15 protein-coding genes are annotated in these 18,582 nt (G+C 54.4%); 5 read left to right on the top strand and 10 right to left on the bottom strand.

From position 1 onward, the window contains the following. Nucleotides 1–20: 20 nt before the first annotated feature. From NST04_RS05955 to NST04_RS05945, 3 genes are read right to left on the bottom strand one after another with little or no spacing between them, the layout of a single operon-like run. Nucleotides 21–1,136: a Ger(x)C family spore germination protein gene (locus tag NST04_RS05955; protein WP_341183554.1), complete on the bottom strand. Its 1,116-nt coding sequence runs from the start codon at nucleotides 1,134–1,136 to the stop codon at nucleotides 21–23. After that, nucleotides 1,133–2,230: a GerAB/ArcD/ProY family transporter gene (locus tag NST04_RS05950; RefSeq protein ID WP_341183553.1), complete on the bottom strand. Its 1,098-nt coding sequence runs from the start codon at nucleotides 2,228–2,230 to the stop codon at nucleotides 1,133–1,135. Before NST04_RS05950 ends, NST04_RS05955 begins: the two co-directional genes overlap by 4 nt. Continuing rightward, entirely contained in the window at nucleotides 2,230–3,597 is a 1,368-nt protein-coding gene (locus NST04_RS05945) for a spore germination protein (RefSeq protein ID WP_341183552.1), read from the bottom strand. Before NST04_RS05945 ends, NST04_RS05950 begins: the two co-directional genes overlap by 1 nt. A gap of 155 nt (nucleotides 3,598–3,752) precedes the next feature. Here NST04_RS05945 and NST04_RS05940 point away from each other — a divergent pair, with 155 nt between their 5' ends. The 3 genes from NST04_RS05940 (at nucleotide 3,753) to NST04_RS05930 (ending at nucleotide 6,565) form a co-directional block, all read left to right on the top strand. Then, nucleotides 3,753–5,306 (top strand): FAD-dependent oxidoreductase, encoded by a 1,554-nt coding sequence (locus tag NST04_RS05940; RefSeq protein ID WP_341183551.1) that lies wholly within the window; start codon nucleotides 3,753–3,755, stop codon nucleotides 5,304–5,306. A 174-nt stretch (nucleotides 5,307–5,480) separates the two neighbouring features. Further along, nucleotides 5,481–6,200 (top strand): 3-ketoacyl-ACP reductase, encoded by a 720-nt coding sequence (locus NST04_RS05935; RefSeq protein WP_036692186.1) that lies wholly within the window; start codon nucleotides 5,481–5,483, stop codon nucleotides 6,198–6,200. Nucleotides 6,201–6,244: 44 nt separating this feature from the next. Beyond that, nucleotides 6,245–6,565 carry an antibiotic biosynthesis monooxygenase gene (locus NST04_RS05930; protein ID WP_341183550.1) on the top strand — a complete coding sequence of 107 codons (321 nt, stop codon included), beginning with the start codon at nucleotides 6,245–6,247 and terminating at the stop codon, nucleotides 6,563–6,565. Between the two features lie 337 nt (nucleotides 6,566–6,902). Here the strand turns inward: NST04_RS05930 and NST04_RS05925 are convergent, their stop codons facing one another. The 7 genes from NST04_RS05925 to cidR all read right to left on the bottom strand — a co-directional run bounded on the left by NST04_RS05925 (nucleotide 6,903) and on the right by cidR (nucleotide 17,404). Beyond that, nucleotides 6,903–9,131 carry an MMPL family transporter gene (locus NST04_RS05925; RefSeq protein WP_341183549.1) on the bottom strand — a complete coding sequence of 743 codons (2,229 nt, stop codon included), beginning with the start codon at nucleotides 9,129–9,131 and terminating at the stop codon, nucleotides 6,903–6,905. Between the two features lie 970 nt (nucleotides 9,132–10,101). Next, the gene (locus NST04_RS05920) at nucleotides 10,102–12,006 is read right to left on the bottom strand and encodes an ABC transporter ATP-binding protein (protein ID WP_341183548.1); all 1,905 of its coding nucleotides are present in this window, start codon (nucleotides 12,004–12,006) and stop codon (nucleotides 10,102–10,104) included. After that, on the bottom strand, nucleotides 12,003–13,763 hold the full coding sequence (locus NST04_RS05915) for an ABC transporter ATP-binding protein (protein ID WP_341183547.1): 1,761 nt from the start codon (nucleotides 13,761–13,763) through the stop codon (nucleotides 12,003–12,005). Before NST04_RS05915 ends, NST04_RS05920 begins: the two co-directional genes overlap by 4 nt. After that, entirely contained in the window at nucleotides 13,756–14,142 is a 387-nt protein-coding gene (locus NST04_RS05910) for a MarR family winged helix-turn-helix transcriptional regulator (RefSeq protein ID WP_341183546.1), read from the bottom strand. The genes NST04_RS05915 and NST04_RS05910 overlap by 8 nt, the downstream gene beginning before the upstream one ends. Before the next feature lie 404 nt (nucleotides 14,143–14,546). Further along, the gene (locus NST04_RS05905) at nucleotides 14,547–15,953 is read right to left on the bottom strand and encodes a DNA-binding protein (protein ID WP_341183545.1); all 1,407 of its coding nucleotides are present in this window, start codon (nucleotides 15,951–15,953) and stop codon (nucleotides 14,547–14,549) included. Nucleotides 15,954–16,087: 134 nt separating this feature from the next. Further along, nucleotides 16,088–16,372, bottom strand: coding sequence for an aspartyl-phosphate phosphatase Spo0E family protein (locus NST04_RS05900; RefSeq protein WP_341016056.1), 285 nt, complete (start codon nucleotides 16,370–16,372; stop codon nucleotides 16,088–16,090). Between the two features lie 114 nt (nucleotides 16,373–16,486). Further along, nucleotides 16,487–17,404 carry a cidABC operon transcriptional activator CidR gene (gene cidR, locus NST04_RS05895; protein ID WP_341183544.1) on the bottom strand — a complete coding sequence of 306 codons (918 nt, stop codon included), beginning with the start codon at nucleotides 17,402–17,404 and terminating at the stop codon, nucleotides 16,487–16,489. A 112-nt stretch (nucleotides 17,405–17,516) separates the two neighbouring features. Between cidR and NST04_RS05890 the strand changes: the two genes are divergently transcribed. Further along, a complete protein-coding gene (locus NST04_RS05890) occupies nucleotides 17,517–17,888 on the top strand; it encodes a CidA/LrgA family protein (RefSeq protein WP_036728241.1) in 372 nt (123 codons plus the stop codon). Further along, complete coding sequence (locus NST04_RS05885) at nucleotides 17,888–18,568, top strand: CidB/LrgB family autolysis modulator (protein WP_341185186.1); 681 nt, start codon at nucleotides 17,888–17,890, stop codon at nucleotides 18,566–18,568. Before NST04_RS05890 ends, NST04_RS05885 begins: the two co-directional genes overlap by 1 nt. Nucleotides 18,569–18,582 lie beyond the last annotated feature (14 nt).

Raw genomic sequence — 18,582 nt, 5'->3', positions numbered from 1 at the left:
CCGGAAGCGTCAATGCGCCGCTACTTGATCATGCCGGAATACTTCACCTCCACCTGCGCTTTCACCTGGAAGCCCAGCCGGGGGTACAGCCTGCTCCATTCGGCCATCTCCGTGCTGTTATTCCAGTGCCGTGCACCGTAGTGCAGCCCCCAGCCCAGCGGGTCCATGCCGCTGCCTTGTATTTTGACCAGCAGTGCAGTTACGGCTTGTTCCAGTTCTGCGGCACCGGCCTCTCCAATCTCCTTCAGCATATGGTGGGTGACGATCTCCGCCGTGCTGTTCTCCTCCAGGATCGCCCGGATTTTAATGGTATAGCGGAGATAGGGATCTTCATCTGCGGGAGTAACAATCCGGTAGCTTGAAGAGGAGCTCTCCGTATAGTACTGATACATACCGCCGCCTATATGGGCGGGGAAGTTCGTCCGCAGATTGGAGCGGGACAGCAGATTGAACAGCCGGGTCTCGTCCGGGGAGAGGACCAGCTGGATTTTTCTTTTATCCAGCAGAGCGATCTTGTTAATCAGGAACTGGTCCTTCTTCTGCGCTTCAATAACCGGTAATATGGGGTCTATCCCATTCTCATAAATACTCCGCATCAGCTGGTAGGAATACACACTGGAGATGAAGGGCGACTCGGTGCCTTGCCCGCTCATTGCCAGAATCAGCGAGTTGGACGGAATGCGCTCTGACGGCGGCTTAACCTGAAGCACCTCCAGCGCCCCCGGCCTGCCCACGGCGAAATTAAGAATCAGCTGGATGTCTCTGCGCCGGACCGCCCAGTCTGTTACATGCCGGATATCACCCGCGGCAAGCCCTTCCCCCAGAATCACCGATTTGCAGTGCACATAGTCGAGCTCCTTCTCCACCTTGGACTTCATTCTGCGCAGCGCCTCGGAGATGCTCTCTGATTCCTCGGTGAGGATCTGCATCTTCTCGTCAATCTTCGTAACATCGCCCTGGGGAATGGCCAGCTTGAGGCTTACCTTGAATGTCCCTTCCTGCTGGCCGGAATCGATCCCGATAGCGACCACGAAGATTCGCCGGTCGATATCCTTGTAATTGCAGCCTGTAAGGGCCAGGGTCAGGGTTGCGGACAGCAGCATCACCAGCAGAGTCCCGATTGCCCCCGCCCTCACGCTCTTCGCCTCCTTACCATCCAGTAGCACCAGAATAACAGCAGGATCAGCAGCAGCTCCCCGTACCAGCGGATATGCAGCAGGAATACCCCGAGCATATTCAGGTCGTATTGGTCTATACGCATCATGAGCAGAGTAGCTGCTGCAAAAACCGCCAGAATGACGATCTCTTGCCGCAGCTTGGCCTTAGGTCTGCCGGGGGCGGAGGGGAGCTGGCTGAGGAGCAGCTCTTTGCCGACATGCCACTGGATAATGGCACTGACGAGCGCCAGTGTGCTGTAAGCAAAATAAAAGATATAAAGCATACGCTCAATCAAAAACGCTTCGATCCGGATGCTGTCCGCTGTGGTGAACCAGGTGTACACATGCCGCTCTACGCCAACAGTTCCGTGATATCCGATAGGCACATAAAACGTGATGGCCAGCACCAGCAGCCCCTCCAGACTCAGAATCCAGATATGCCTCAGCTTCAAGCCATGAAATACCCGGTTGAAGACCGCCATATTAATGTAGCCGCTGAATGTAAAGGTTGCTGCCGTAAGGCTGTTCCAGTCGGGAGGATGCAGGGCATGTGTCATGATCTGCAGCACGGCGTCCCAGCTAAAGTCCGGGTTCACCACCGCCTTGACTGTCGTGTACACAATTAAGGGCAGGGTGATAGCCAGTGTAATTTCCAGTCCATAGAGCAGGGACAGCGAGTCTATTCTGGCACAGAGGCAGGTCAATATCAGGAACCCGAGCAAGACTGCCATGGTGCCTGTGTCCGGGCTGATAAACCGCATGGTAATATCCACAAAGGATAAGAGAATCAGCGCCCCGGCCAGATACCAGAGTACCGCATATACGATAATCAGCGGGGAGGCCAGCAGCCTCGGCATCACTGAACCGAAGATCTCTGGCAGTCCCTTTCCCGGGAATTTATGAATGACTCTGGTGAACAGATAAATGAACAGCGTGCCCGTGCCCACCGCAACCAGAATGGAGGACTGCGCACCGTCGAAGCGGGCATCCAGCAGCTCACGCGGGGTGAAGTTAATGATATTGATCAGGGAATTCATGAGAAACAGGCAGTAGAAATAGCGGCTGTTTGCCATCAGGAGCCCCCGCTTTTCTTCTTCAGTGACGCTCCCAGCGCATCAAGAGCGAACATCTTGAAGTACGGCTGGCCGAAGCTGCGCTGGCTGCACAGGTACAGTGTGAACCCCACCAGGCAGATGACAACACCGACCAGCCCGAGCACAGCTGCGGCAATGACAAAGAAATACTTCAGCACACGGATGGAGAAGCTCATCATATTCAGCGGGACCAGGAAATTGGATATCGCCACCACAGAGACGAGAATAATCATAATGTTGCCGATCAGCCCCGCCGCTGTAGCAGCTTGCCCCAGGATCAGACCGCCGACCGTGGTCGCTGTAGGGCCGATGGCTCTGGGCAGACGCAAGCTGGCCTCCGTCAGGAACTCCATCATAATCATCATCAGAATCACCTCGACAAAAGACGGGTATGGCACTGTGGCGCGGCTTCCCCCGATCAGCAGGGCGATCTGCACCCGCACAATCTCCGGATTGTATGAGGTGAAGGCAATGTACAAGGCTGGCAGCCACAGCGTCATAGCCACGCCCAGGATGCGCAGGAGCTTCAGGAAGCGGCCGACGAAGGGCAGATGGATTTTATCATCCATGGCGGTGAAGAAATCATTGAATATGGACGGAAGCACAATCGCATACCCGGTCGTATCCAGCAGGATCGCTACCTTGCCCTCTGCCAGATTGAATACCACACGGTCGGGGCGCTCGGTCACTATAGTCTTGGGAAAAATGCGCAGCTTGTCGCTGCTGATATATTTCTCCAGTTCCCCGGCAGCCTGCAGAATGTCGAGCTTCAGCGAGTCCAGCTTCTCTTTTAACTCCGCCAGCACCTGATGATTCACCCGGCTCTCGTCGTAAAGGATCGCCGCTTTGGTCTTGGATACATTGCCGATGACGGTAAATTCCATCTTGAGCGCAGAGGACAGATAACGCCGCCGGACCAGATTGAGGTTCACCGCCAGATTCTCCCCCAGCGCATCGGAGGGGCCTTGACTGATGCTCTCCGTGATCGTCTCCTTGATACTGCTGGCCTCCGCCCGGAGGACATCGAAGCAGCAGAGCTTCCCCTCCCGCCCAATGCAGGCATACCCGCTGAGCAGAAGGTCCAGAGCACGCTGCCCGTCTGTTACCTCTTCACTGCCGGGATAATCGGCCACATAGCTGTAATAGGCTGCGGGATGCCCCATCTCATAGAACGGGGCAATGATATTGCGGCTGATGGCCTGTCCGTCTGTCACACTTTTGATATAGAGCAGGCTGACCTGTCCCGCCGGAATCGTTAAAACCTTGTCTTCAAGGTCGCCGAACCCGCTTAGCTGGCTTCTGATCCATTCGAGCGGGACCCTCTGTGTATGCTGTTGTCCTGACATAGGTCCCTCCCCCTCTCCGCCCGCTGCTCCTTGAATTTCTTCTTAGGTTGGCACTTTCTGGCGATTTTCATGCACCTGCCGGGGAAGCAGAGCGTTTCTTTTCACGGAAGAGTGGTAATAAATGAAATGGATCATCACTTAGGAGGGAATATACTATGAATGCACAGGAACCCCGTTCGCAAGGTCTTCCGCAATTTCCGGAATCATTATGGGTAGGCAGCACCGGGCGGCCGTCTTTTCCGAGACTTGCGGAAGATCATGTTACAGACGTAGCTATTGTAGGGGCAGGAATTACCGGGATTACTACCGCTTATCTGCTGTCCAAGGCCGGATATAAAGTCACACTGCTTGAAGCCGGGCAGATTCTCGGCGGGGCTACCGGTTATACCAGCGCCAAAATCTCCGCCCAGCACGGCATGATCTATCATGATCTGGTGAAGCATTTCGGCGAGGAGCAGGCCCGGATGTATTATCAGTCGAACAGCGAGGCCATGGAGTGGATGATTGCCACAGCGGAAGAGCTGGACCTGTCCTGCGGGATGAAACGGGAGGCGGCCTATCTGTATGCGGATCAAGGCGATGAGAAGACAATCAAGGCTCTGAATAAGGAATTCGAGGCTTACGGTAAGCTAAGACTGCCCGGAGAGTGGCTGGATCAGGTGCCCCTGCCGCTGGGCGCGGGCGGGGCCATCCGGATGCCGGATCAGGCCCGTTTTCATCCGCTGGAGTATCTGAAGGGGCTTCTTCAGGCGGTTCTGGACAGGGGCGGCACTGTATTTGAGCATACGATGATCGGGGAGAAGGTCGATACAGACGGACAGATAACCCTGCATACCGAAGGAGAGAAGTTCCAGATCCGTTGCCGCCATGCGGTGTCGGCTTCCCACTTCCCCTTCTATGACGGCGGCTCCCTCTATTTCTCGCGGCTGCATGCCGAACGCTCCTACTGTCTGGCGTTCGAGCCGGAGACGGATTATGAGGGCGGCATGTTTCTGAGTGCCGGTGAACCGGTCCGCTCGCTGCGGGCAGTGGAATGGGGAGACAAGAAGCTGGTCATTGCCGGCGGGGAGAATCACAAGACCGGTCAAGGCATCTGTACATTCGGCCACTATGAGAATCTGGAGCGGTTCGCCGGGGAGCTGCTGGGCATTCGCAGTATTCCGTTCCGCTGGTCCACCCAGGATCTGATCACGCTGGACCGGGTTCCCTATATCGGCAAGCGCGCCGAGGACGAGGAGATCTATATCGCCACCGGCTTCGGGAAGTGGGGTATGACGAACGGAACCGTGGCTGCCCGCCTGATCGCAGACGGCATTCTGGGGAGCAGCAACCCCTACACCGGGTTATATGATCCCTCACGCTTCAAGGCGGTGCCCGCCATCAAGAACTTCATTGTACAGAACCTCTCGGTTGCCAAGGAGCTGGTCGCCGGCAAAGTGGAGATTGTGCACACCAAGACAAAGGATCTGGAGCCGGATCGAGGTGCCGTTGTCTTCCATGACGGCAAACGCGTGGGTGCCTACCGCGACCCTGAGGGCCAATTGCATCTTGTGGACAGAACCTGTACCCACATGGGCTGTGAATGCGAATGGAATAATGCCGAGCGCTCCTGGGATTGCCCGTGTCATGGCTCCCGCTTCTCCTATGAAGGCGATGTACTCGAAGGTCCGGCGACCTTGCCGCTTAAGACAATTACGCCGGAAGACTAGAGCAGGATGACCGGTCACTGCGGGGCATTAGCGGCACAAACGGTCCGGAGGGCCGGGGAGGAGCACTGCCAGAGCTGCGGCTCCGGCGTGATTGTGCCCGGCCGCTCAGGTATAATAGACAGTATCTTCTAGAATTACCCATCATTCTATATATAAGGAGCGTGACGACAGGTTATGGATTTGAGAGGAACCAGTATTGTCATTACAGGTGCAGGCAAGGGAATCGGCAAGGCGCTCGCTATGGCGCTGGCTAAGGAAGGCGCCAACCTGGGGCTGATCTCCAGAACCTCAGCGGATCTGGAGGCGCTGAAGGCGGCGCTGACCGAGGTGTACGACATTAAGGTCAGTATCGCCGTAGCCGATATTGCAGTACGTGAAGAGGCGGAGCGGGCGGTAGTGGCTCTGCAGAAGGATCTCGGCCCCTTCGACGCGCTTATTAACAACGCCGGGATCGCCCAGTTCGGCACGTTCCTGGAGATGGACCCGGCAGACTGGGAACGTCATATGCAGATCAACCTGTTCGGGGCCTATTATGTGACCCGCGCGGCACTGCCTGCGATGATTGAGCGTTCGAGCGGCAATATCATTAACATCTCCTCCACCGCAGGAGAACGCGGCTTCGCCACAGGCTCTGCCTACTGTGCCTCCAAGTTTGCTCTAATGGGCATGACGGAGTCACTGGCGATGGAGGTACGCAAGCATAATATCCGTGTCGTAGCGCTGACCCCAAGCACAGTGAATACAGGCCTTGCTTCCGATGCGGGTCTTAAGATCGGGGACGAGGACCGGATGATGCAGCCGGAGGACGTTGCTGAGCTGACGCTCGCTGCGCTTAAGCTGCCTGACCGCGTCTTCCTGAAGACGGCAGGCATCTGGACCACGAATCCGCAATAACGACAGACTTTACGTAAAGTAAAGCCCTACAAGGAGGACTTGGCATGCTGGTAGTTACCAATACGATTAAGATCAAGGAAGGGCATGGTGAAGCACTGGCCTCACGGTTCAGCGCAGATAACGGGGTGCAGAGCATCCCCGGCTTCATCCGTATGGAGGTGTGGCACGCCGCTCCTAAGGAAGGCGTGGAGGAGTTGAAGATCTGCACCGTGTGGGAGAATGAGGAGGCACTGAACGGCTGGACCTCTAGTCCCGCCTTCCGGGACTCGCACCGCGGTGCCGGCCGGAACGAAGCCATTGTCGGCTCCTCGCTCGACAAGTACGAGCTGGTGCACAGCCGCACTCCGGACGTTCAGGCTGACTAGCCTGCTTCTTAAGCAGCAATAAGTGGAGAGGGCCGGCCGTTTAGGACGGTCCCCTTTTCTGCGTGAAGGATAAGATTCTTATGTGACATCCTATGTATATGCTGGACAAAATTACTGTGCAATCCATTGTGTCCGGATTTTTCACATACATTTGCTCCATAGGCCTGCTTGCGACCACAATGTATGCTGTTTTTCGCATACATTCGGCATACACGTCATCGCCACCAGCACACTGTATTCGGTTATTCACTTACATTTAGTCCGCTATCCTAAACATCTTATCGCAGAAAACAGGGATACCCCGCCAGCCGTCAGGCTTAGCGGGGCATCCCTGTTGTTATTGCTGTGTATCCGAAGCAGAAGCTTCGCTGATCTCCTGATGCTTACCCGGCCAGAAAGCCGCACGGCCAAAGAGGACGGTGATGGCCGGGACCAGGAACGGACGGACAACGAAGGTATCCAGCAGGACACCGATCGCAGTGATGAGACCAAACTGGACCAGCACCTGAATCGGAAGGCTTGCCAGCACGGCGAACGTACCGGCCAGGATAAGTCCGGCGGAAGTAATGACCGAACCGGTCTCATTCACACCTTCTGCAATCGCCTGCTTTAGCGGCATATGCTTACGCTTTTTCCAGATATTCGAGATCATGAAGATGTTGTAATCCTCTCCGAGCGCTACCAGGAAGACGAAGGAATATAGCGGAATAGCCCCTTGAATCGCATCTGCTCCAAGCACGTAATGAATGATGATCCAGCCCAGGCCCAGTGCCGAGAAGAACGATAGAATTACTGTCCCCACCAAATATACTGTGGCTACGACAGATCTGAGATAGACCAGCAGCAGCACCGTAATCAGGCCGATAACGACCGGGATGATCAGATCGGTGTCCCGTTCCCCAATCTCCTTGGTATCGTGCTGGGTAGCGGTCTGGCCGCTAATCCATACCTTATCCTGCGCGTTCTCAATCCCGGATTCCGTCAGAGCCGACTCAACCGTAGCCTGAAGTGCCGGTATATGATCCATCGCCTCAATCGAATACGGATTGTCCTTGAATTCGATATCATAGGCAGTAATCTTCGGGTTGACGGCCCCTTGCTGCGGGTCTGAGACCACATCCACGTAGGACAGGCTGCTCAGCACGGATTTCAGGTCTTCTCCGCCGGATAACCCTTCCGTATCAACCATCAGCTTGGCAGGCGCCAGCTCGCCAGGGGAGAATTGCTTGCCGATCAGGTCAAAGCCTTCCCGCGACTCCATAGTCTTCGGGAACGACGACAGAATATCATAAGTGAACTTAATTCCGCTGGAAAATGAGGCCAGCACTCCCAAAAGCACTACTGTAATTCCGACAATGGCCCACGGGCGGGATACCACCAGGTATCCAATTCCCTTGCGGCGGGCAGGCTGCGGCTGCGGCACCGGTTTGCCCTTGGCCTTGGCCCGCTCCGCTTCCATCTGCGGCGTGCGCGGCACAAACGGGAAGAAGGAGGTCCGTCCGAAGATTGCCAGCAAGGCTGGAACCAGGGTCAGACTGGCTACTCCCATAATCAGAATGGAGACGCTGAACGGCACTGCGAACCGGTGGTACGCGCCATATTTCGCCAACAGCAGAGCGAAGAGGGCCAGCACCACGGTGAAGCCGCTCATCGCAATCGCCCCCGAAGAGTGGGAAATGGCGCTCAGCAGTGCACGCCCCTTATTCTCCTCCACCTTCAGCATCTGGCGGAAGCGCGAGATCAGGAACAGGCAATAGTCTGTCCCTGCCCCGAAGAGCAGCACCGTCATAATCGAGACCGCCTGTGAATCCACCGTAATCCAGCCTTCCTTGGCCATCAGACCAAGCACCGGGCTGGTTACGCCATAAGCAAAGCCTACAGCAACCAGCGGAATCAACGCCAGAATAGGTGAACGATAGATCAGCAGCAGGAAGACCAGCACCAGAATGACGGTGGCAATCAGCAGCGACACATCGGCATTCTTGAATAGCCCTGTAGCATCTACTGAGATTCCAACCGGGCCGGACACACGCAGGCTTAAGTCTCTGCTATCCGGCTTGGCAGCAGACGGGTCAGTCCCCGTCTCCGTCCGGACCAGCTCCTTCAGGCTCTTGAGCGACTCCCCAAGCTGGTCGCTGTCCGCCGTCTTATCGAACAGCACCGGGGTAACGAGCGTGCTCCGGTCCTCCGACAAGGACGCCTGCAGTGCCTGCGGCGGCAGCTTGCCCAGCGGCGGAACAAAATTCTGATGCTCCAGCGGCTGCTGCTCAAGCTTGCCGTATACTGCGGTTATATGTACGAGATCCTCCTCTGAGATTCCCCCGTCACGGTGCCAGACGAGCAGTGCCGGCACTCCGCTTCCGGCCGGAAATTCTCTCTCGGCAACGACCGATGCCCTCACCGATTGGGAATCCTCCGGCAGATTGGAAGCATTGTTGGCCACCTGCGAATTCACCGAAGGCCATAGCATTGTAAGCACCCCAACCAGTACAATCCACACCAGCAGCGTGATCCATTTGGTCTTGCTCCCTGCTACCCATTTTCCGTAGCCCGACATACCTTTCATCCTCTCTCCTATCCGTCCGCCCAAGCAGAAACGGCTGTGCCGTCCTTTTAAAGGACGACACCGTTTCAGCGAGAAATATAAGGAAAATTTATAGTGCGAAACATATAAATTCTTATATTTCAAAAAATGAGCCGCGGGTCATTTTGATATCCTTATCATATATACCCCGAAAATTTTAAGCAAATCTTTTTTTGAAAAACATAGGAAACCCTTAATAAATCATCCAATTTAAGCTAGTGGATTGGTCACCATTCGCCATCAGGGACAACCTCCAGGGTGGGATTTGTTCTTCACGGGCGTTTGACCCGGCTTAGCGGACTGAGGCGCTCTTATTCGGGAAGAATGTTGTCATTGGGGCGAGTAACGGACACCATGGAGCTTATCCCCCTGCACTTCCACTCCAAGACGTCTTGTAGCGAGACGTTAAGGTCGCCTGAGTCCGTTATGCTGCGAAAAGGGGTGTTTTCGTGGTGATAACGTCTCTCCGGTCCGTTAGATGCAGACTCGCCTGGGGGATGGAGCTTCAGTAAACGCACCTCTGAGTTTCACAAACTTATCCACCGTTTAAAATCTGATGCTGTAATAGTAGCCCTTGCCGCGCCGTCACCGGTATATCCTCATATGATGCGATTCAAGCAGATGGAAATGCTGCATTTAAAGCAGCTTCTTCCCCCCCAGTAACCCGGGTATTCGGAAGATTGTTGCACAAAATACAGGAACTTTGAGTTATACCCGGTGTATAGGCGATGGATTATGCCTTCTATACAACAATTCCCGATTTCGGTGGATTGAATACGGGAATTGTTGTATTTTGGGCAGGAATGAAGGGGGGGTTGACCTAGTTCGGTTAGTTGCAAAAAAAAGCGTTCATACAGAGAATGTCCGAAGACGCTCTGCATGAACGCTGGTTATAGTTGGCTGTGGTCTACAGCCGGCTGTATTCAGAGGACTATTCTATTACAAATTCAGATCAGCCTGCGTCCGGCAGGTCATCCCCGGAGAACTGGCTGTTATAGAGATCGGCATAGAAGCCGCCGGCTTCCAGCAGTTCCACATGGGTGCCCTTCTCAATGACACTGCCCTGGTTCATCACCAGGATCAGATCGGCGTCCTTGATGGTGGACAGGCGGTGAGCGATCACGAAGCTGGTTCTGCCGTGCATCAGCGTGTTCATCGCCTTCTGGATCTGCACTTCTGTGCGCGTATCTACGCTGCTGGTTGCTTCATCCAGAATAAGGATGGACGGATCGGCCAGAATCGCCCGGGCGATGGTCAGCAGCTGCTTTTGACCCTGGGAGATGTTGGAGGCCTCTTCATTCAGAATCGTGTCATACCCGAGCGGCAGCGTACGGATGAAGTGATCGGCATGCGCAGCCTTGGCTGCCCGCACCACATCAGCCTCCGTAGCCCCTTCCCGGCCGTAAGCGATATTATCGCGGATGGTCCCGTTGAACAGCCAGGTATCCTGGAGCACCATACCGAATTTGCTGCGCAGCTCGCTGCGCTTCATATCGGTGATGTTCACACCGTCGATCACAATCTCCCCGCCGCTGATCTCATAGAAGCGCATGAGCAGGTTGATCAGCGTGGTTTTGCCGGCTCCGGTTGGTCCTACAATTGCGATGGTCTGTCCAGGAGTGACTTCGATGTTCATGTCTTCAATCAGGAGTTCACCCGGCTTGTAGCCGAACTGCACGTGACGGAATTCCACAGAGCCCTCTTCTGCATCTGCTGAACGTTTCGCCAGTGTAGCTGCCGTTTCAGGGACTTCCTCTTCCTCATCCAGCAGTTCAAATACACGTTCTGCCGAAGCGATGGTGGACTGGATGATGTTGGCGATATTCGCGGTCTGCGTAATCGGCATGGTGAACTGGCGCGAATACTGGATGAACGCCTGGATGTCGCCGACATCGATCGCTTTTTTGGTCACGAAGATCCCGCCGACCACACACACCAGCACATACCCCAGGTTCCCGATGAACATCATCAGCGGCATAATAATCCCGGAGATGAACTGGGAGCGCCAGCCGGAGTTATACAGGTCCTCATTGATGGTATTGAAGTCCTTCAGGGAGTTCTTTTCCCGTCCAAAAGCCTTGATGATCCGGTGCCCGGTATACATCTCCTCCACATGACCATTCAGCTGGCCCAGCGATTTCTGCTGTCCGACGAAATAGGTCTGGGAGCGCTTGGTGACCAGCATAATCACTACGAAGCTCAGCGGCAACGTAACAATCGTAATCAGGGTCAGCCATGGGCTGATTGTCAGCATCATCACAATAACCCCGACAATCGTCACTATGGAGGTGATAAGCTGGGTCAAGCTCTGCTGCAGGGTAGTACTGATGTTGTCCACATCATTGGTCGCCCGGCTGAGAATCTCCCCGTGGGTCCGGGAATCGAAATATTTCAGCGGCAGCCGCTCCAGCTTGCTGTTGATCTGCTCGCGCATATCGTATACAACCTTCTGTGCCACACCGGCCATTACATACTGCTGGATATAACTGAACAGCGCACTGAACAGATACAGGCCTGCCAGCAGGATCAGAATATCATTCACATAGCCAAAATCAATCTTAGCTCCAGGCACGCCCATCATCTTGCCATAAGCACCTTCGAAAAGCTTGGTCGTTGCTTTCCCCATGACCTTGGGGCTGAAAATACTGAATACGGTACTGGCAATCGCCATCACGAATACAATAATCAGCTGGACCTGGCGCGGACGCAAATACCGGACCAGGCGGCGCAGGGTGCCCTTGAAATCCTTTGCCTTCTCGGCGGGCATTCTCATGCCGGGACCGCCGCCCGGCCCGCCGCCGAAGCCGCCGTGTCTGCCGCCCTGCGCCGGCTTCGCTGCTTTGTTCTGTTCACTCATGCTATTTCCTCCTCTGACAGCTGCGAGGATACGATCTCGCGGTACACCTCATTGTTGTCCAGCAGCTCACGGTGCGTACCCATTCCGACAATCTTACCTTCATCCAGTACGATAATCCGGTCTGCGTCCATTACCGTGCTTACCCGCTGTGCCACAATAAGGACAGTAGATTCCGTAGTCTCCTCCTTGAGAGCAGCCCGCAGCTTGGCATCCGTCTTGAAGTCCAGCGCGGAGAAGCTGTCGTCGAACAGGTACACCTCCGGTTTGCGGACGAGGGCACGGGCGATCGACAGGCGCTGCTTCTGGCCGCCGGAGACGTTGCCGCCCCCCTGGGAGATGCTTGAATCGAAGCCTTCCTTCATCGCCGAGACGAAGTCATAGGCCTGCGCCACCTTGGCGGCATGAAGAATCTCTTCCTCGGTAGCATCCTCTTTGCCGTAACGGATATTCTCGTTGATGGTACCGGTGAACAGCACGGCTTTTTGCGGAATATAACCAATCTTGCTGCGCAGATCCTCCTGCGTCATCTGGCGCACATCCACACCGTCCACACTTACCGTACCCTCTACAGCATCATAGAATCTCGGAATCATGTTCAGCAGCGTGGACTTACCTGAGCCGGTTCCGCCGATAATAGCAGTAATCTCACCGGGGCGCGCACTGAAGGTAATTCCCGACAAGGCCGCCTGTTCCGCACCCGGATAAGCGAAGGATACATTGTCAAACTCCACATACCCGCGCATCTCGTCACGGCCGTCCGCATGAGTCGCTGTAGCCGTAGTCTTCAGTTCTGCAGAGGTAGGGTCCTTAATCTCAGGCTGCATATCCAGCACTTCATTAATACGCAGCGCTGAAGCTGAAGCTCTTGGAATGAGCACGAACATCATCGATACCATGATCAGCGAGAACATAATCTGCATCGCATACTGAATGAATGCCATCAGGGAACCCACCTGCAGATCGCCGTCGCCGATACGGATTCCGCCGTAATACAGAATGGCAATCATCGAGAAGTTCATGACAATCATCATCAGCGGCATGAGTCCCGCCATCACCTTGTTGACTTTAATCGCCGTATCGGTAAGATCGCGGTTCGCTGCACTGAACCGTCTGTTCTCATGCTCAATCCGGTTGAACGAGCGGATGACGCGGATACCGGTCAGATGCTCGCGCAGCACCAGATTTAATTTGTCCAGCTTGATCTGGATCGCCTTGAACAGCGGAAGCCCCTTCATTCCGATGAAAAATATCGCTCCGACCAGCAGCGGAATCACCACCACAAAGATCAGCGAGAGCTTGGCATCCTCCGACACCGCCATAATAATCCCGCCGATCATCATCATCGGGGCACCGACCATCATGCGGAGCATCATAGTCAGGACGGTCTGAACCTGTGTAATATCATTAGTGGTACGTGTAATCAATGAGGCCGTGCCCAGCTTATCGAATTCATGGAGCGTAAAGTTCTCCACATGATTGAACACCCGGGAACGGGTATTCTTCCCGAAGCCGGCCGCCACTCTGGCTGACAGATAGCTGGCAATAACAGAGCACAGCACGCCTCCGGCCGCCACCAGCAGCATGAAGCCGCCGATTCTCCAGATATACGGCTGGTCTCCGTCCACAATCCCTTTATCGATAATGTCACTCATCAAGGTGGGGAGATACAGGTCCCCCATGGACTGCAGGAATACCAGAATCAATACCCCTGCGACGGCCAAGCGGAAGGGCTTCAGTTGTTTCATTAATTTAATCAAGCTTCTCATCTCCGTTCATTTGTAGCCGGTCTAGATTAGGCGGAGGATTATCCTCCATAAAGGCATAGACTTTCAGCAGCAGTTCCGCCAGTTGATCAGATTCTTCCTCACCTAAATACTCCACCATCCTGTGAAGTGTGGCGTCCATATGGTCCCTGGCCTTGCGGGTAATAATTTTCCCCTGTTCGGTCAACTTGATGCGCACTACCCTGCGGTCAGACGGATCTGCCTGCCGTTCTACCATCTTCTTGGCTTCCAGGCTGTTAATCAGCTGGGTTACCGTTGGCGGAGTCAGTCCCAGGAAACGGCTGATCTCCGACACCTTAAGTCCCAGATCTGAAGCATGCGACGCCCGTGCAATACATATCAGTAAAGTCATCTCACTTGGCTTATGCCCCTCCACCGAGTGATGCCAATGCCCTTTGCGCAGCTTCCGAAGTGCAGAGAAAAGCTTGTGTCCGACTGAGTTTTCACCTTCGCGATTTATCCCAATGCTTCCACCCCATTTTTAGTTAGGTTTCCAAATAATTAAACCATGTATTAATTAGGCTACCTAATTATATTTTCGTGCCTGCAATTTGTCAATTCCTGATTATGCTCTTACTATGTAATTTATTTCACATTACCACGCGCAAACGCTCCCGCGACACAGAGGGTCGGGGAGTCTCTCTTAGCTATCCAATTAACTGCTCTAATCTGCTCTAAAATTCCACTCCGTGTTCAACAGCGGTAAAGCCTTTCACCTTCGACCTCTGGTCTGTTCCTGTACCCGCAAGAATGAAGCTAAACAATACCAAAACGCTGGCCGTCATCAACAGTGATCTCTTCATGTGCTCTCACCTCCCTGATCAGCTCCCGGTAAGCATTCTGCTGGGTATCCGAAGCGTAGTCTCTGTTCACTTCAAATAAGGTTACACAATTAATAAAGTCCTTGCCGCTGTTCAGCCTGATGGTCAGGCGCAGACAATGAAGAATATAGTCAATTCCCCTGGTATACTGCATGCGGGAGATATGGTAGATCGCAATCTGATAATAGAGACGGTACACCCGGTCTACATTAATCGTATCCTGGAATTGTTCAAAGCGCAGCATCTCCCGGGAAAAGCGCGACATCACTGCATCAGCGGAGAACCCGAAGCGGTTGGCCGACTCCATAATGATTACCATGCCGGACAGAATCTCGCCGGGATGCTCAGACAAGAAAGCGATATAGGACGGCAATACAGAGATGTTGCCCATCAGAATCTCCAGCGTGAATCCGTTGGCCGTAGCAAACAGCTTGAAGCTGTCCACACTGCTGCGCCCCTCGTCATCCAGCATCTCGAACCAGCTCAGGTCTGCATACCCGGCGGTATATTTCTTGGCCTGCTCATACTCCCCTTGCTTGGTAAGCGCCGATGCCTTCAGCAGATAACCGTGCCCGTAATAGACCACCAGCGGACGTTCTGCCTGAAAGGCCTCTGCCCTCTTCCCCTTACTGCGGCGCAGCTCCTCGCGGTAGATTCCGCTGGCTAATGCCCTCAGCTCGTCGGCGAATTTCTCAACATCCTTCCAGCGGTGCAGCGCGAAGCATACCTTCGCCAGCTTCAGCAGCCCGTCCAGCTGCATCTCCTCGGGAAGCAGCCCGCGGTACGGCTCGAAGCTGATTACAGCGCGCAGCTTCTGCTCCATATCCACATCGGGCGTGGACTGCAGCGACTTGAAGATACGGTACTGGCTAATCGCCATGCGCTCGGAATAGCTGTCTTGTTCATGGTCTACTATCAGCTTGTAGAACACGATGGATTCCTGTACTTTTCCGCTGCAGAATAGCCTCTCTGCCACCCTGTAGATGATATCCAGCGGCCGCTGATATTCCATAATCCGCCTTAAGACCTCTTCAATGCATTGCTGCTTGCCCATCTCGGCACATTTGACCAGGAAGGGCTCAATGCGGCGGCGGGAGATCCGCTCTTCACTGAAGCACTCATCCACATACAGCGGATACAACCAGCCTTCCGGGAAGCCAAAGGCCCGGATCATGGCATCCAGCTGTCCCAGCGAGATGGGCTTCGGCGGATTGCCGTGAAGAATGGCGCTGAGACTGCCGCGGTTCAGGCCGGAGACTTTGGCAAATGAGGCAAGATTATGGCCCGAGCGGGACAGACTCTTCTCAATTTCCGTACGTAATGTAGTCAGCTTCGCTTCCACCCGGCACCTCCCTATCCATCATTCAGGTTATCCTTCTATTAATTGCCATTATAGGACAACACTATGAAAAGCACAACGAAAAGCACAACAAAATGGCCCCACATTAGTAGGACCATGATTACATTCACCATCAATTATTGCTGCAAAGCCGCCTGATTCCGGATCCGCTGGCTCTTCTTATTCTTGCCGTAGGGCGCGGCTCCATTCTTGCGGCTGCGCAGGCTCTCCATCATCAGGTTCTGGGCCATCACAATATATCCATCCAGCCGCTGGCTAAGCTCCAGCACTGCATGGTCGCTCAGACTCCGTTCCTGGGCTACCTCCAGCAGCTCGCTTCTTAAATTCTCTATAGTAAGGAACAGCTCATCTTCTCTGTAATCCCGGCCATTGGCATCAGGAGAATTCTGGTAAAGGTTCACAGTTACTCACCTTCTCTCTATCAACTTCTCCCCTATCATAAATCATGATGCCAAAAAACAAAATTTGCAAAAAAAGAAAAAAATGTCGGCGGAAGTATAAATAAGCTCTGCTATTTATATACCCTCCGGAGGCTCCGGCGGCGAATAACGTTCCCCAAGTACATTCATCGCAAAGGTAATCCACTCCCTGGCGGCAAAGGACAGATAGCGGTCCTTGCGCCAGATCATGCCCAGCTGCCAGGGAATCACCGGCTCGGTCAGGGGAATAACTGCAATCCGCGAACGGTCGATATCCCGGCAGATGGTCTCCGGCAGCAGCGCAATGCCCATCCCGGCGGCGACCATGCGGCTGATCAAATCCCACTGGGAGCTTTCGTAGACCACCTTGGGCTGAAAGCCAGCTTTGACACATTCTGAGATGATCCGGTCATGCAGGGCGAAGTCCTCCCGGAACAGGACGAACTCCTCTTCCGCCAGCTCTTTCAGCGGCACCTGCTGCGCTCCGTCCAGACGATGGCCTGCGGGAACCAGCAATTCCAGCCGCTCCTCCACAAAGGTGAAGCTATGGAACCGTGCCTGGTCCACCGGCAGCACAATCGCTCCTATGTCGAGCAGGCCGGACTCTACGTCATCCTCCACTTTTTTCGCCCCGTCCTCATGCAGCCGGATCGTCACCTCGGGATACTTGCGGTGAAACTCCCCTATGACCGCCGGGAAGAAGCTCGCCCCCACCATGGGCGGCAGTCCGATTCGGATATGCCCATGCTTCAGATTGCGCAGGCTGTCCAGCTCGGAGGAGAGGCTGGCAAAGGACTCTACAATGTTCTGCGCCTTGATGAGCAGCAGCTCTCCGGCATCCGTCAGGCGGATGCTTTTGCCCTCGCGGTAGAACAGATCTGCCCCCAGCTCCGTCTCCAGATTACGGATCATCTTGCTGATGGTCGGCTGGGTGATATACAGCGATTCTGCGGCTCTGGAGAAGCTGTTCAGCCTTGCGGCCTGCACGAAATACTCCAGTTGTCTGATATCCATTAGGCACCCTCCATGTATAGACAATTAGAATGTGAGATATTCAATCTATTCATTGTACCTATGAAAGAATTAGATGTAAAATTTCAGTAAGAGATGAAAGGAAGTAATCATGATGAAAAAGATTGCCTTAGGCTTACTGCAGGTGGCCGGACTAACCGTGTTCTCCCTGCTGGTTAACGGATTAACCTCACTGCTGCATATTCCGCTTCCCGGAAGCATTATCGGGATGATTCTATTATTCCTGCTGCTCGAATCCGGCGTGATCCGTCTGAACTGGGTGGAGGCAGGAGCTTCGTGGCTGCTGGCTGAGCTGCTGCTGTTCTTCATTCCATCGGCTATCGGGGTGATGAACTATTCGAAGCTGCTCGAATCCTTCGGCCTGCAGGTACTGGCTGTTGTGCTCGTGGGCACCTTTGCTGTCATGGCCAGCTCAGGTCTGCTGACAGGTATGATCTATAAAGTAAAGGAGCGTAGAAGCTCATGATGACTGGACTCTTATTCCTTGGACTTACCATCACGGTATATGTTATAACCAAACGGATCTATGCGGCCAGCGGCAAAATGTATACCTCTCCGCTGATCATCACCCCGCTGGTAATCATCGGCTTCCTGTTAATCACAGGCAGCTCTTATGATTCCTACAATGCAGGCGGCAAATGGCTGTCTGACCTGCTTCAGCCGGCGACCATCGCCTTCGCGATTCCGCTGCACAAGAACTTCAAGCTGCTCAAAAAGCACGCCGCCGAAATTGCGGCAGGCGTGCTGTCAGGAACGGTAATGGCTGTGCTGTCTTCCATGCTGCTGGCCAAATTAATGCACCTGAGCGGAGATCTCGCCACCAGCCTGGTCCCGCGTTCGGTAACTACGCCGATTGCCATGAGCATCTCTCAGAGCATAGGCGGAGTTCCCAGCATCACCGCAGTCTTCGTCATTCTCACAGGTGTGCTTGGAACGATGATGGGGCCTTCGGTACTGCGCCTCTTCCACATTGAGAATGAAGTGGCGCGCGGGGTCTCGCTTGGCACCGCAGCGCATGGCACCGGCACCTCCAAGGCCTTCGAGCTCAGCTCGCTGACCGGCACCATCTCCAGTATCTCAATGATTCTGGCAGCGCTGTTCTCCATCGGGCTGGCACCTGCAATGATCGCCGTGTTCATTCATTAAGCAGCCCCCTGGTC

This window comes from Paenibacillus sp. FSL H7-0756 (assembly GCF_038006765.1).
In the GTDB taxonomy this organism is placed as follows: Bacteria; Bacillota; Bacilli; order Paenibacillales; family Paenibacillaceae; genus Paenibacillus_AQ.
Note: the sequence above shows the minus strand (reverse complement) of the source record. Positions and strands in the feature narration are given on the sequence as shown.

What these genes read in the sequence shown, in the direction of transcription:
- NST04_RS05950 (WP_341183553.1), bottom strand. Translation starts at nt 2,230, where the DNA reads ATGGCAAACAGCCGCTATTTCTACTGCCTGTTTCTCATGAATTCCCTG.
- NST04_RS05930 (WP_341183550.1), top strand. Translation starts at nt 6,245, where the DNA reads ATGCTGGTAGTTACCAATACGATTAAGATCAAGGAAGGGCATGGTGAA.
- NST04_RS05920 (WP_341183548.1), bottom strand. Translation starts at nt 12,006, where the DNA reads ATGAGTGAACAGAACAAAGCAGCGAAGCCGGCGCAGGGCGGCAGACAC.
- cidR (WP_341183544.1), bottom strand. Translation starts at nt 17,404, where the DNA reads ATGGATATCAGACAACTGGAGTATTTCGTGCAGGCCGCAAGGCTGAAC.
- NST04_RS05945 (WP_341183552.1), bottom strand. Translation starts at nt 3,597, where the DNA reads ATGTCAGGACAACAGCATACACAGAGGGTCCCGCTCGAATGGATCAGA.
- NST04_RS05910 (WP_341183546.1), bottom strand. Translation starts at nt 14,142, where the DNA reads ATGACTTTACTGATATGTATTGCACGGGCGTCGCATGCTTCAGATCTG.
- NST04_RS05890 (WP_036728241.1), top strand. Translation starts at nt 17,517, where the DNA reads ATGAAAAAGATTGCCTTAGGCTTACTGCAGGTGGCCGGACTAACCGTG.
- NST04_RS05925 (WP_341183549.1), bottom strand. Translation starts at nt 9,131, where the DNA reads ATGAAAGGTATGTCGGGCTACGGAAAATGGGTAGCAGGGAGCAAGACC.
- NST04_RS05885 (WP_341185186.1), top strand. Translation starts at nt 17,888, where the DNA reads ATGACTGGACTCTTATTCCTTGGACTTACCATCACGGTATATGTTATA.
- NST04_RS05940 (WP_341183551.1), top strand. Translation starts at nt 3,753, where the DNA reads ATGAATGCACAGGAACCCCGTTCGCAAGGTCTTCCGCAATTTCCGGAA.
- NST04_RS05935 (WP_036692186.1), top strand. Translation starts at nt 5,481, where the DNA reads ATGGATTTGAGAGGAACCAGTATTGTCATTACAGGTGCAGGCAAGGGA.